Origin of the sequence: Micromonospora sp. C95 (assembly GCF_018070465.1) — a bacterium.
GTDB lineage: Bacteria > Actinomycetota > Actinomycetes > Mycobacteriales > Micromonosporaceae > Micromonospora.
The window spans coordinates 261,833-275,362 of the sequence record NZ_JAGPXT010000006.1; the positions used below are offsets into that span (position 1 = coordinate 261,833).

Below are 13,530 nucleotides of genomic sequence, written 5' to 3' on the forward strand. Positions count from 1 at the left end.
CATGCCTGAGCAGGGCCGCCTACCCAGGGAAGCACAGATGGGCGAAGGCCGGTGTGCCTCCGCTCACAATCGCGGTCTCACGACCGCCGTTCCCTGGCCGCCACGGCCAGGAGTTCCTCGGCGTGGGCGATACCCAGATCCGAATCCGGCAAACCCGCGAGCATCCGGGCGAGTTCCCGGGCCCGCTCGGTGTCCTCCACCACCCGGACCCCGCTGGTGGTGACCGCGCCGCCGGTGTCCTTGGCCACCACCAGGTGCCGGTCGGCGAAGGCGGCGACCTGCGGCAGGTGGGTCACCACCAGAACCTGGTGGCTGCGGGCCAGCCGGGCCAGCCGGCGGCCGATCTCCACCGCCGCCTGGCCGCCCACGCCCGCGTCGACCTCGTCGAAGACCAGCGTCGGTGGACCACCGGAACCGGCGAAGACCACCTCGATGGCGAGCATCACCCGGGACAGCTCGCCGCCGGAGGCACCCCGTTGCAGAGGCAGGGACGGCGCGCCGGGGTGGGCCAGCAGCCGCAGCTCGACCTCGTCACCGCCGTCGGGTCCGACGCCGACGTCGGCCCCGTTGACCGGCAACGTGGGTTCGGCCCGACCGGCGGGTCGGGGCAGCACCGCCACCTCGATCCGGGCGTGCGGCATCGCCAGCCCGGCCAACTCGACGGTGACCTGCTCCGCGAAGCGCGCCGCCGCCTCCTGCCGGGACGCCGACAGCCGGCCGGCCAGCTCGGCCACCTCGCCGGCCAACCGGGACGCCTCCCGGTCCAGCTCGTCGAGCAGTTCGTCGGAGTTGTCCAGCTCGGACAGTCGGGTCCGGGCCCGCTCCGCCCAGGCGAGTACGCCGTCGATGTCGTCGGCGTACTTGCGGGTCAACGCGCGCAACGCGGCCCGCCGCTCGTAGAGGGCCTGCAACCGGGCCGGATCGGCGTCCAGGCTGGCGAGGTAGGTGGACAGCTCCACCGACACGTCGGCGACGAGCGTGGCCGCCTCCTCCAGGCGCACGGCCAGTTCACCGAGCGCCGGATCGGTGCCGACCTGCGCCTCGAGCGTGCGCCGGGCGGTGCCGAGCAACGTCGAGGCGTCGGGCGTGTCGTCGGTGGCCTCAAGCCCACCGGCCACGCACTGATGGGCCAGCTGGGCCGCGGTACGCAGACCCTCCGCGTGCTCCAGTCGCTGCGTCTCCGCCTTCAGCTCGTCGTCCTCACCCGGCTGCGGATCGACCCGGGTGATCTCGTCAAGGCCCAACCGGAGCAGGTCGGTCTCCTGGTGGCGTTCCCGCGCGTTACGTCGCCGGTCGGCCAGGTCGTCGACCACCCGACGCCATCGGGTGAACGCGTCCCGCGTCGCGTCGAGCAGCTTCTCGTGCTCGGGGCCGGCGAACCGGTCCAACGCGGCCCGCTGCTCAGCCGGGCGCAGCAACCGCAGCTGGTCGGACTGGCCGTGGACCGCGACCACCTGCTCGCCGACCTCGCCGAGCATCGACACCGGCATCCCGCGACCACCCAGGTGGGCCCGGGACCGACCCTCCACCGTGACCGTACGGCTCAGCAGCACGCAGCCGTCCTCGTCGGGTTCACCTCCGGCGTCGGTGATCCGGGCGTGCACCGTCTCCGCCACCCGGCCACCGAGACGCAGCCGGCCCTCGACGACGGCGCGGCCAGGTTCGGCGCGTACCCGGCCGGCGTCGGCCCGACCACCGAAGAGCAGGCCGAGCCCGGTCACCACCATCGTCTTGCCGGCACCGGTCTCGCCGGTGATGACGTTCATGCCGCGGGTCAGCGGCAACGTCGTGTCCTCGATGACGCCCAGTCCGGTGATGCGTAGCTCCTCCAGCACAGCAACCGACAGTAGCCGCGTGGCCCGACACTTGACCAGCCGGCGCGGGCCCCGGCGTGCCCCGGACCGGCGTCGTCGTACAGTTCTGCCTCATGTTGCAGGTGATCGGCCTGACCTCGGCGGAGGAGGAGCTCTACCGCTGTCTGGTGCAGCTCACCAGGGCGCGGGTCGAGGAGTTGGCCGAGCGGCTGCACCGCTCCCACGTCGACATCCTCAACCACCTCGACGCCCTGCGCGCCAAGGGGCTGGTGCAGCCGGTCGGCCCGGAACCGGACGCCCCGCTGCGCCCGCTCGCGCCGGATGTACCGCTCGGCGGGGTGCTGCTGCGCCAGCAGGAGGCGCTCGAGACAGCCCGCGCCTCGGTCACCCAGCTCGCCGAGGAATACCGGGCCGCGATGCGGCGGCACGACGCCGAGCACCTGGTGGAGGTGATCACCGGAGCGCGGATGCTCCGCGAACGCCTGCGCGACCTGCAGAACGCCGCCCGGGACGAGGTGCTCTGGTTCTGCCGGGCCAACCCATTGGCGATGCCCGGCCAGGACAACGTCGAGGAGTTCCACGCGCTCGCCCGGGGTGTGCGCTACCGGGCCATCTACGAACGCGAGATGCTCCTCGAACCGGGCGCGTTGCAGGACGTCGAGCAGGGCGTACGCGCCGGTGAGCAGGCCCGGGTCGTCGACCGGCTGCCGGTGCGCCTGGCCATCGTGGACGCCCGGACAGCGGTCTGCCCGCTGGTACCGGATCGCGGCAGCGGCGAACCGAGCGCTGCGGTGATCGGTCGCAGTCAGCTGCTCGACGCGCTGCTGGCCCTGTTCGAGAGCCAGTGGCGCATCGCCACGCCGCTGCGCGCCAGCGCACCATCGAACAACCCGGAAGAACCGGCCGCCGAGGGCTACCGGCCGGACGCCGAGGAGGTGCGGCTGCTGTCGCTGTTCGTGGCCGGGGTACCGGACAAGTCCATCGCGTCGCAGCTCGGCGTCAGCCGGCGGACCGTGCAGCGCCGGCTCGCCGACCTGATGGACGTCGCCGGTGTGGACACCCGACCGGGACTGGCCTTCCAGGTCGCCCGCCGAGGCTGGATCTGAACCGGACGGGCGGGGCAGCCGCCCGGCCACCCCGCCCGGCCACGTCAGCGCAGCCCGTACGCGTCGATCACGGTCTGCTCGACGGTGTTTCCGGCCCGGTCGCCGGCATGCACCCGCAGGGACACGGCGCCCCGGCCGGCCGGCACGGTGGCGGTGTAGCGGGTGCCGTGCGCCCGCACCGACGCCTTGCGCCAGGTCCGTCCGCCGTCGAAGGACACCTCGATTCGTAGGCTGGTGCCGGTCGGCGCGGCTACCCCGGCCGGCTGGCGCAGGGTCAGCCCGAGCTTGTGCGACCGCTTGCCGGGCACCGTACCGTGCAGGTCGGCGGGCACCTGGTAGTCAACCTGGAGCAGCGGCAGCGGGACTGGTTCGCTCCCGGCCGGGCGCGCCGAGGTGAACTGCCAGGCCGTCTCGGTGCGGGTGGCGTAGCGCCACGTGGCGGAGGAGCGTTGGGTGGACACGTCCAGCCGGTAGCGGGCCGGGCCGGCGGTGGTGGGCACCGGCACCCAACCGGCGGAGAGGTCCGCGAGCTGCCGCCCGTCCCGGCTGAGGTGGGCCTCGACCGTCGCCGGCTCGTCGCCGGAGCCGGCCCCACCGAAGTGGCCGTCGGCGTCGACGAACTCGGCCACCCGCAGGTCCAGGGTGTCGACGGTCCGGCGGGGTGTCGGGCCGGCGGTGCCGGCCGGCACCGCTGGGCGGATCACCGGGGCGTGCCAGCTCTCGGTCACCCGGTCGGTGGCGATGTACCGCCGGGGTTCCTGGGTCAGGCCGTCCTCCAGCGGCCCCCAGGCAAACATCATCTTGTGCAGCACCCGATGCTGCCACCAGTTGTCTCCGGCGCTGACGAACTCCTTGCGGGTGGTGCCGTTGCGGACCATGCGCTGGTCGTCGTTCCAGGCGTACTCCTGCCACGGCCGCCAGCCGAACCGCTGCTCCGTGGCCCAGTCCGCGCCGGTGCCGCCGTAGCTCGCGGTCACCTCGGCGGTGTTCTTCGCCGTCACGGTGTGCACGACCCGCTCCGGCACCCGCTCCTTCGCCACCTGCCACACGTCGTAGAGGTAGGGGCTGTTGACGGTCAACGTGAGGTCCAGCGTCGCCCGGCCCTTGCGGGCCGCCGCGATCAGCCGCTGCCCGTCGTCATGGGCCACCACCAGCGACGGAATCGGCAGCCGGTCTCCGTCCGGGCGCCACACCGTCCAGGCGCTGAAGTCCGCCGGACGGACGATCAGCACCGCGGCGGCGCCGGCGGCAGCGGCAGCGGCGATCTGCTCCTCCTCCGGACGGTCCGGATCGGCGCCGAGCAGCACGGCGGCGTCCCGTGCCCGGGTCAACTCGCCGGGCTCACCCGTGCCGGCCCAGACCAGCGGCAGTTTCCGTCGACCGGTCGGGGCCGGCGAGGTACCCAGCAGGTTGATGTCCGCCGGACCGGACACACCGCTGATCTTCGCCGCCACCATCGGCGCGACGAGCTGCCAGCGGGAGGCGAACTCGAACTCTCCCGTCCGCACCGGCCGGGTCGGCGTGACGTTCACCTGCTGCACGGTGCTGAACGCCATCACGCCGTGGGCGATCTGCCGGCCGTTGCCCAGCACCCGGTGTACGTAGTAACTGAGCGACGCCCGCTGTTCGGCAGGCTTCGGCGTCTCGATCCGCACCGGGGTGCCCTTGCGCGCATCCAGCACCACGGTCAGATCCCGGTCGACGGTCAGCTCCGGCTCGATGAGAGAGGTCAGCTGCTCGTCCAGGGGCGCGCCGTGCTCGACCAGCGCGGTCAGCAGGTAGGTGCCCTCCTCGACCTGGAGGGTGCCCTCGCCCGGCCAGAAACCCCAGAAGTCCGACTCGGGTTGCTCGCCGAAGAGCGTCAGTCCCGGTGAGAAGGTCGGCTCACCCTGTCTGTCCAGCACCTTGATCGTGACGTTGCGGATCGGGCGGGTGAGGGTGAACGCGACCGGCGTACGCGCCACGACGCCGTCCGCGCCGGTCGCCACCAGCCAGCCACCGTGTGGTCCGTGGGCCAGCTTCGCCGGGTCCGCGCGCAGCGACACCGGCACACTGCCACCCGCCGGCACGGTGACCTGACCGGTCCCGACCACGACACCGTCGGTCTCGGCCACACCGGTGTCCGTGTTGCGCAGGCCCAGGGCGAGCCGCAGGGTCTGCGGGGTCGTCGTGGCGTTGGTGTACGTGACGGTCCGCTCGACCGCGCCGCCATCGTCGAGCACCCGACCGAAGTCGGCGGTGGCCGAGGCGAACACCCGCTGGCCGAGCGCCCGGGCCACGTCGACCCGGCCACCGCCCTGCTCGAAGACGGTCAACTGCGGATTCGCCTTCGTGGTGCTGACCAGTGCGTCCTTGAGCTTCCCGGCGGTCCAGTCGGGGTGCTCCTGAGCGAGGATCGCCGCCGCACCCGCCACGTGCGGAGTGGCCATCGACGTGCCGGAGGCGGTCGTGTACGCCTCGCCCACCGGCGTACCCATGCTGGTGCCGGCGGACCGGGCGGCGACGATACCGACGCCCGGCGCGGTGATCTCCGGCTTCAGACCGTTGTCACCGAGGCGCGGCCCCTGGCTGGAGAACGCCGCCAGACTGTCGTCCCGGTCCACCGCTCCGACGGTGAGGGCCGAGGTGGCCGCGCCGGGCGAGCCGACGGTACGCGGAGCGCCGGAGTTGCCGGCGGCGACCACGAAGAGCGCCCCGGTCTGTGCGGTCAGATCGTTGAGCGCCTGACTCATCGGATCGGTGCCGTCGGTCGGGCCGCCACCGAGGCTCATGTTCACCACTTTCGCGCCCGCATGGGCGGCCCACTCCATCGCCGCGATGATGTCCGACTCGAAGCCGGCACCGCTGTCGCTGAGAACCTTGCCGACCAACAGCCGCGCGCCGGGGGCGACACCCTTGCGCAGGCCACCCGAGGCGGCTCCGCTGCCGGCGACGGTCGCGGCGACGTGCGTGCCGTGCCCGTGGCCGTCGCGCGCGCTGCCGCTGCCGGAGAAGTCCCGCGCCTCGGCGATCCGACCGACCAGGTCCGGGTGGGTGGCGTCGACGCCGGTGTCGAGCACGGCCACCGTGACGCCGCTGCCGTCGCGGCCGGCCGCCCAGGCGGCGGGCGCGCCGATCTGCGGCACGCTGTGTTCCAGGGCGGGACGGACCCGTCCGTCCAGCCAGACGCTGGCGATGCCGGCACCCAGCCGCGGGGTGGTGACGGCGGTGGACCGACGGGGAGCCGGCGCGCCGGCCAACTGTGTCCACAGGCCACCGACCTCGCCCTTGCCGACCCGTACGGCGGCGCCGTTGATGCTCGCCAGGGGGCGGGTGTCGGCGGCGGCGGCCAGCGGGCGGACGCGGCCGGCCGCCGGCTCCTGGTAGCGCACGATCAGCGGCAGGACGCCCTGCGTGGCGTCCCCGTAGCCGTCCTCGGCCAGCTCCTGCACGTCGAACAGGTTGGCGTCGAGCACGCCACTGGAGACGTACGGCACGACGTCGCTGGGCAGCACCCGCAGTCCGCCGTCGACCTCCATCGTCTGGAAGGTGACCCGTTCCCGGCCGGGTCCGGGGCGGACGGTGGCGGCGACCCGGCCGGGCGACGCCGGAGCGAGATCGACCTGGTCACCGGTGATCAAGGTGATCCGGGCGGATCCGGTACCAGGTGCGGTCGGCCCGGGTACCGGGCCGGGGGGCTGAGCGGGCGGGTCGGCGGACACGGGGGTGGCGAGTCCGATGGCCAACGCGCCGGCCGCGCCGGCGATCAGCCAGCGTGGGGGCCTGTGCATGCGATGCGCTCCTCTGCTCCGGGGCCGATCCACCGAAGATCGACCGCTCGGAGTCTGCGACGCGGTTCACCGCACGGTCACTAGTCCGGGTCCGCCGCACCGGCGACATGTCGCCAGGTGGACACCGCACGGACAGCTGACCGGCGGGTAGATGTCCGGCCGGTTACCGACGCGCGTCACGAGGCGGTTGGTCAGCGGCGGTTACCCCGCCAACCGTGCACCGGAAGGTCGAACTTGGCCACCAGACGCGCGGTGAACGACCGGTCCCGCAGCCGGACGATCCGCACCGGCAGGGTGCCCCGCCGTACGGTGACCCGGGCGCCCGGGGGCAGGTCGTAGACCCGCCGCCCGTCGCAGCAGAGCACGGCAAGTGTGGTGAACGGGTCGACGGTGATCGTCATGGTGGAGGTGGGAGCCGTCACCAGCGGCCGGCTGAACAACGCATGCGCGCTGATCGGCACCAGCAGCAACGCCTCCACCTCCGGCCAGACCACCGGCCCCCCGCCGGAGAAGGCGTACGCCGTGGATCCGGTGGGGGTGGCGCAGACCACGCCGTCGCAGCCGTACCGGGACAGCGGCCGCCCGTCGACGTCGACGAGCAGTTCCAGCATCTGGGCCCGCTCGCCCTTCTCGACGCTTATCTCGTTCAGGGCCCACGACTCGATTGTCGGCCCGCCGTCGAACTCCGCCGTCACGTCGAGGGTGAGTCGCTCGTCGACGCTGTAGTTGCGGCTGACCACGTCACGGACCGCCACGTCGAGATCGTCGATCTCCGCCTCGGCGAGAAATCCGACCTTGCCGAGGTTGATGCCGAGCAGCGGCACCTTCGCCGGCCGGGCCAGCTCCGCGGCGCGCAGGAACGTGCCGTCCCCACCGAGTGCGAAGACGATCTCAGCCCCCTCGGCCGCCTCCGGTCCGGTCACCGGTACCGCGCCCGGCAGGTCGAGGTCCTCGGCCTCCTCGGCCACCACCCGTACCTCGAACCCGGCGGCGATCAGGTCCGCGGCCACCGTACGGGCATGCTCGGTGCTGCGCCGTCGGCCGGTGTGCGTCACCAGCAGGGCGGTGCGGGTCACCGTGCCGCCTGCCCGGGAACACCGCGCCGACGGTCAGCTCGCCGGGACCAGCTCACGCCGCCGCCTCACCGCTGTGCCAGACGGTTCGCTCGCTCCGCTCACTCACGTGGCCACCTCCTTCGTCGACTCGTCCGGCCCGTCGCCGGACGTCACCGGTCCGCCTGGCCCGGCCGCCACCACGGTCCGCACCCGGTCCGCGTCGGCCGGTGGCGCGTCCCGGCGTAACCATACGAAGAACTCGACGTTGCCGCTCGGCCCGGGCAGCGGGCTGGCCGCCAGGTCCGCCAGCCCCAGCCGCAGCGTCGCGGCCGCCGTGGCGACGTCCAGCACCGCCTGCGCCCGGAGCTCCGGATCGCGCACCACCCCACCGGCTCCGACCCGCTCCCGACCCACCTCGAACTGCGGTTTGACCATCAGCGCCAGGTCGCCGTCGGCCCGGGTGCAGGCCGCCAGGGCCGGCAGCACCAGCCGCAACGAGATGAACGACAGGTCTGCCACGGTCAGGTCGACCGGGCCACCGATCGACTCAGGCGTCAGCGTCCGAACGTTCGTGCGCTCAAGGACCCGTACCCGGGGGTCGTTCCGCAGCGACCAGGCCAGCTGGCCGTAGCCGACGTCCACGGCGACCACCTCGGCGGCGTCGGCGCGCAGCAGCACGTCGGTGAAACCGCCGGTGGACGCGCCGGCGTCGAGGCAGCGTCGACCGGTCACCACCAGCCCGCCGGGGGCGAAGGCGGCGAGCGCGCCGGCCAGCTTGTGCCCACCCCGGGAGACGTACTCCGAGGTCGGATCGGCACCGCTGACCAGCAGCGGATCGGCGGGGTCGACCATGGCGGCGGCCTTGCGGGCCGGTACCCCACGCAACTGCACGCGGCCGGCCTCCACCAACGCGACCGCCTGCTCGCGGGAGCGGGCCAGACCGCGACGGACGAGTTCGGCGTCCAACCGGTTACGCCGTGCCATGGACGGACGCGCCTCCTCAGGCCTGGTCGATGGTGGCCAGCGTCTCCCGCAGCGTCTGGTACGCGGCCTCGTACTCGGCGATCTGGTCGGCGGGGCCGAGCGTGGCGGCGTTCGCGATCGCCTGCATCGCGGCGTCCACCGCCGGATGACCGTCGTCCTGCCCGCCCTCACCAGTCCAGCGCTGCGGCGGCGGCCCGGGGCGCGGACCCGGCGGCGGACCGGGCCGCGGCGCGGTCATACGGACACCTCCCGCAGCGCCGGTGTCCCGGCACCTCGCCCGGTCACTCGGCACCGTCCGGACGCGGCGGTGCGGCCTTGGTCGGTCGCGACGCCGGTTCACCATCCGCGGTACGCACGACTGTTCCGGATGCCTTCTTGGCCACGGTCTTCTTGGCCACGGTCTTCTTCGCGACCGCCTTCTTGGCCACCGCCTTCTTGGCCACCGCCTTCGTCGGTGGGGCCGCGGCGGCGGTCGATGGCGTGCCGACGGACGGGGTCTCGACGGACTCGGGGGCCGCCACCGGGCCCGATGCGGCACCGCTGGTGGGCGTACCGGAAGCGGCCCGGAGCTGGCGTTCCAGCTCGCGCACCCGGCGGTCCAGGTCGGCGACCTCCTCAGCGGTGGCCAGGCCCACCACACCGAGCGCCCGCTCGACCTCGAACCGCACCAGCTTGGTCAGCGCCTCGCGGTTGGCCGCGCCGGTCGACCGCAACTCCTCGGCCAGGGTCTGCAACTGTGCGGCCGTGGCACCGGTCGATCCCATCGCCCGGCGTACCGCGTCCTGTGCCTTCTTTCGGGGCGCCTCCGTCAGGCCCATGGCCAGTTCGAGGTAGGCGCGCCACGCGTCCTGCATGCCTGAGTCCTTTCGCCCGGCGGCTGTGCAGGTGTCACGCTACCGGGCCGCCGGAACCGTCCCGTGCGGTACGGTGCCGGGAGACGACGTGGTGTGGCGAGGAGGCGATTGGTGGCCACGGTGGACGAGTGTCGGCAGGCGTTGCAGGATCTGGCCGCCCGGCTCGAACGCAACGCGGAGACCGTCCGCGATCGCGTGGACCTGGATCGCACCCTGGCCTGCCGGATCACCGACCTGGAGACCGCCTTCCACGGTCGGCTCACCGGTGGCAGGCTGGTGGAGCTCGCCGACGGCGACGACCCGAAAGCGAAGATCGCCATGAGCACCACAAGTGACGACCTGCTGGCCCTGGTGCGCGGTGATCTCGACGTCACCCGCGCGGTCGCCAACCGCCGCGTGTCGATCAAGGCTAACCCGTTCGACCTGATGAAGCTGCGCAAGCTGCTCTGAGCCGGTCAGGAGGCGAGGCCGAGCCGCTCCAGCGCCTGCGCCGCCTCCGGCGACGCCGATCGGACCGGGCCGGCCGGGTGGCCGCGCCACGCAGCCGCACAGAGCGCGGCGAGCGCGTCCAGTGCGCGCCCCGACCCGGACAGCCGCCACTCGTCGGTCCCGGTGATCACCTGCCAGCCGCCGTGGTCGGCGGCTGGCGCCGGCACCCGCACCACACCGTCGGCGTCGAAGAGCCCGGTCAGATCCCAGGAGACGTACGTCGGCCGTCGTTGCGCTGGTGCGGCGAGCAACTCCGCGGCGTCACTGACTCCGGTGAGGACCAGCAGACTGTCCAGGCCGGCCCGGTTCGCGCCCTCGATGTCGGTGTCCAGACGATCGCCCACGACCACCGTTCGGCCGCCGTCCGCCCGCCGGGCGGCGGTGGCGAACAGCTCCGGTGCGGGCTTGCCGACGATCTCGTCCGGGTCCCGGCCGAGCGCGGTGGCCAGCGCGGCCACCAGGGCGCCGTTGCCCGGCAACGGGCCACGCCCGCTGGGCAGGGTCCGGTCCGTGTTCGTGGCCACCCAGGTCGCGCCGGCCCGTACCGCCACCGCCGCCTCGGCCAGATCGGCCCAGCCCACCTGCGGGCCGTACCCCTGGATGACCGCGACCGGGGCCTCGTCGGCGGTGGCGACCGGCTTGAGCCCGGCGTCGCTGATCTCGGCCCGCAGCGCCTCGGCCCCCACCACGAGCACGTTCGCGCCGGCGGGAAGCCGCTCACCCAGCAGTTGGGCGGCCGCGGCGGCGCTGGTGAGGACTTCCTCCGGTCGGGCCGGCACACCCATCCCGGTGAGCAGGTCGGCCACGTCGGCGGCGCGACGCGAGGCGTTGTTCGTCGCATACGCGACCGCGCGGCCCTCACCGTGCAGCCTGGCGACCGTCTCGACCGCGCCGGGGATCGGCTGGTCGATCAGGTAGATCACCCCATCCAGGTCGAAGACGACCAGGGTGTAACCGTCCACCAGCCGATTCCCGCTCATCGCTGCCGGGCCTCCGGCTCGTCGACACCGTCCGCCTCACGACGGTCCGTGCCGGGTTCGGCGGGCTCGTCTTCAGCCCGCTGCTCGACCGCCGCATCATCGTCGTCCAGTTTCCCGACGGCCGCCACACCGGCCGTCGGCCCCGCGCCGGTCATCGTGTCGTTCGCCGGCTCGTCGGACGCCAGGTCCTTCCCGGCCGGGCCTTCCCGGTCGGGAGCCTCGGCGGTGGTCGACGGGTCGGCGTCCGGGCGGGCCGGCACGGCACCGGGGGTACCTGGACCAGCAACGAGCTCCTCACTCACCTCGTCCTCGTCGTCGCCCTCGATGACCACACCGTCGAGTTCGAGCAGCCGCTCGGCCGCGTCGGTCTCCGCCTCGGTGTCGACCTCCGCCGCGCGGGAGAACCACTCCCGCGCCTCGGTCCGCCGTCCCACGGCCAACAGCGCGTCGGCGTACGCGTACCGCAGCCGTGCCGTCCACGGCTGCACGGTCTCGGTGGTCAACTCGGGAACCTGGAGCATCGCCACGGCCGCGTCCCGCTGACCGAGGTCGCCACGGGCGCCGGCAGCCACGATCAGCAGTTCGATGGCGACCGCCGGGTCGAGCTTCTCCTGGTCGGCGCCACGGAACAGGTCGATGGCACGCTCGGGTCGGCCCAGTGCCCGCTCGCTGTCCGCGATCACCGCAAGGTGGCTCTGCGCACCGCTCATCCGGTGGTACGTCCGCAGCTCGGCGATGGCCGACTGCCACTCCCCGGCGTGGTAGGCGGCCAGGCCGACAGCCTCCCGCACCGCGGCGATCCGCGACGCGAGCCGTCGAGCGGCAAGTGCGTGGGCGAGCGCCTCGGCCGGATCCTCGTCGATCAGCTGCCCGGTCGCCACGAGGTGCCGTGCAACGGTCTCCGCGACCGGCTTCGCCAGCGACAACAGCTCGGCGCGGACGTCTTTGTCGAGGTCGGTCGCGACGATCTCGTCAGGCAGCGGCGGCGCCTCCGTACGCCCCTCCTCGGCCGAGCCGGGTCCGTCCGCACGCCGCGCAGAGCGACGCTCACCGTCCCGGTCGTCCCGGTATCCGCCGCCACGGCGGTCGCCGCCACGCTCATCCCCGCCACGACGGAAGCCGCCCTCGCGGCGCTCACCACGGAATCCGCCGTCCCGCCGGTCGCCGGCTGAGCTGTCGCCATCGCGGCGGCCCCGGAACCCGCCCTCACGGCGATCACCGCCCCGGAAACCCCCCTCACGGCGATCACCATCGCGGAAGCCACCCTCGTGGCGGTCACCGCCACGGAAGCCACCCTCACGGCGGTCGGCGCTCTCACCACGGTCGTTGCCGCGGAAGCCACCGTCCCGACGGTCACCATCGCGGAAACCGCCCTCGCGGCGGTCACCGCCACGGAAACCACCCTCGCGACGGTCACCGCCACGGAAACCACCCTCGCGGCGGTCACCGCCACGGAAACCACCCTCACGGCGGTCACCGCCGCGGAAGCCACCCTCACGGCGGTCGGCGCTCTCACCACGGTCGTTGCCGCGGAAGCCACCGTCCCGACGGTCACCGCCACGGAAACCACCCTCGCGACGGTCACCGCCACGGAAACCACCCTCACGGCGGTCACCGCCACGGAAACCACCCTCACGGCGGTCACCGCCACGGAAACCACCGTCCCGACGGTCACCATCGCGGAAACCACCGTCCCGACGGTCACCATCGCGGAAACCGCCCTCGCGGCGGTCACCGCCACGGAAACCACCCTCACGGCGGTCGGCGCTCTCACCACGGTCGTTGCCGCGGGAGCCACCGTCCCGACGGTCACCGCCACGGAAACCACCCTCGCGGCGATCACCGCCACGGAAACCACCGTCGCGGCGCTCGCCCCGGAAGCCGCCGGAGCGCTCGCCATCGTCGCGGCGGAACCCGCCCGTACGGCGGTCGGAGTCGCGGCGGTCGCCACCACGGAAGCTGCCAGTTCCACGGTCCCTGTCGCCGGAGCCGTCGCGCCCGCCGGAGCCACGGTCGCTGCGCTCGCCCCGGTACCCGCCGCCCGAGCGGCCACTGTCTCGGAAACCGCCCTCACGACGGTCACCGTCACGACGGAGGCCACCGGACCGGGGTCGGTCGCTGCTGTACCCGCGGTCGTCGCGAGAACCTCGCTCCTCGCCCCGGTCCTGGCGCGACGAGCGGTCGCCGCGACGAGGTCCGCCGTCACGGTCCGCCGGCCGACCCTGGTAACCCCGGGGGCGGTCCCCGCCCTGCGGTGCTGAACTCACAGGTACATCCTTCCTGAGTACGTCGTGTCAACGACGCAACGCAGTCGAGGGCCGACCCGATTCCGGGTGGCCCTCGACTGAGACGTGTGTCCGGCGGTGTCCTACTCTCCCACACCCTCCCGGGTGCAGTACCATCGGCGCTGGAGGGCTTAGCTTCCGGGTTCGGAATGAGACCGGGCGTTTCCCCTCCGCCATGACCGCCGTAACCTTA

General features: G+C 73.3%; 11 protein-coding genes and 1 rRNA gene. 3 read left to right on the forward strand and 9 right to left on the reverse strand.

The features are described 5' to 3' along the window. Positions 1–77 precede the first annotated feature (77 nt). Complete coding sequence (gene recN, locus KBX00_RS10485; protein ID WP_210825679.1) at positions 78–1,835, reverse strand: DNA repair protein RecN; 1,758 nt, start codon at positions 1,833–1,835, stop codon at positions 78–80. Positions 1,836–1,927: 92 nt separating this feature from the next. On the opposite strand from recN, the gene KBX00_RS10490 reads away from it, so the two are divergent. After that, positions 1,928–2,920, forward strand: a complete 993-nt coding sequence (locus KBX00_RS10490) for a helix-turn-helix domain-containing protein (protein WP_210825681.1) — start codon at positions 1,928–1,930, stop codon at positions 2,918–2,920. Between the two features lie 44 nt (positions 2,921–2,964). On the opposite strand, the gene KBX00_RS10495 is transcribed toward KBX00_RS10490, so the two are convergent. The 5 genes from KBX00_RS10495 to KBX00_RS10515 form a co-directional block, all read right to left on the reverse strand. Next, a complete protein-coding gene (locus KBX00_RS10495; RefSeq protein ID WP_210825683.1) occupies positions 2,965–6,690 on the reverse strand; it encodes a S8 family serine peptidase in 3,726 nt (1,241 codons plus the stop codon). A gap of 191 nt (positions 6,691–6,881) precedes the next feature. Further along, entirely contained in the window at positions 6,882–7,766 is an 885-nt protein-coding gene (locus tag KBX00_RS10500; RefSeq protein ID WP_210825685.1) for an NAD kinase, read from the reverse strand. Positions 7,767–7,868: 102 nt separating this feature from the next. Further along, positions 7,869–8,729, reverse strand: coding sequence for a TlyA family RNA methyltransferase (locus KBX00_RS10505; protein WP_210825687.1), 861 nt, complete (start codon positions 8,727–8,729; stop codon positions 7,869–7,871). A 16-nt stretch (positions 8,730–8,745) separates the two neighbouring features. Then, positions 8,746–8,967 carry a hypothetical protein gene (locus KBX00_RS10510; protein ID WP_210825689.1) on the reverse strand — a complete coding sequence of 74 codons (222 nt, stop codon included), beginning with the start codon at positions 8,965–8,967 and terminating at the stop codon, positions 8,746–8,748. Between the two features lie 43 nt (positions 8,968–9,010). Then, positions 9,011–9,583 carry a phasin family protein gene (locus tag KBX00_RS10515; RefSeq protein ID WP_210825691.1) on the reverse strand — a complete coding sequence of 191 codons (573 nt, stop codon included), beginning with the start codon at positions 9,581–9,583 and terminating at the stop codon, positions 9,011–9,013. Between the two features lie 111 nt (positions 9,584–9,694). Between KBX00_RS10515 and KBX00_RS10520 the strand changes: the two genes are divergently transcribed. Then, positions 9,695–10,033, forward strand: coding sequence for an SCP2 sterol-binding domain-containing protein (locus tag KBX00_RS10520; protein WP_093409767.1), 339 nt, complete (start codon positions 9,695–9,697; stop codon positions 10,031–10,033). Between the two features lie 5 nt (positions 10,034–10,038). Here the strand turns inward: KBX00_RS10520 and KBX00_RS10525 are convergent, their stop codons facing one another. Next, entirely contained in the window at positions 10,039–11,052 is a 1,014-nt protein-coding gene (locus tag KBX00_RS10525) for an HAD-IIA family hydrolase (RefSeq protein ID WP_210825693.1), read from the reverse strand. Then, positions 11,049–11,978 (reverse strand): Replicase polyprotein 1ab, encoded by a 930-nt coding sequence (locus KBX00_RS10530; RefSeq protein ID WP_374225279.1) that lies wholly within the window; start codon positions 11,976–11,978, stop codon positions 11,049–11,051. The genes KBX00_RS10525 and KBX00_RS10530 overlap by 4 nt, the downstream gene beginning before the upstream one ends. Positions 11,979–12,320: 342 nt before the next feature. On the opposite strand from KBX00_RS10530, the gene KBX00_RS10535 reads away from it, so the two are divergent. Further along, positions 12,321–13,313, forward strand: a complete 993-nt coding sequence (locus KBX00_RS10535; protein ID WP_210825695.1) for a hypothetical protein — start codon at positions 12,321–12,323, stop codon at positions 13,311–13,313. A 94-nt stretch (positions 13,314–13,407) separates the two neighbouring features. Here the strand turns inward: KBX00_RS10535 and rrf are convergent. Further along, a 5S ribosomal RNA gene (gene rrf, locus KBX00_RS10540) occupies positions 13,408–13,524 on the reverse strand. Positions 13,525–13,530 lie beyond the last annotated feature (6 nt).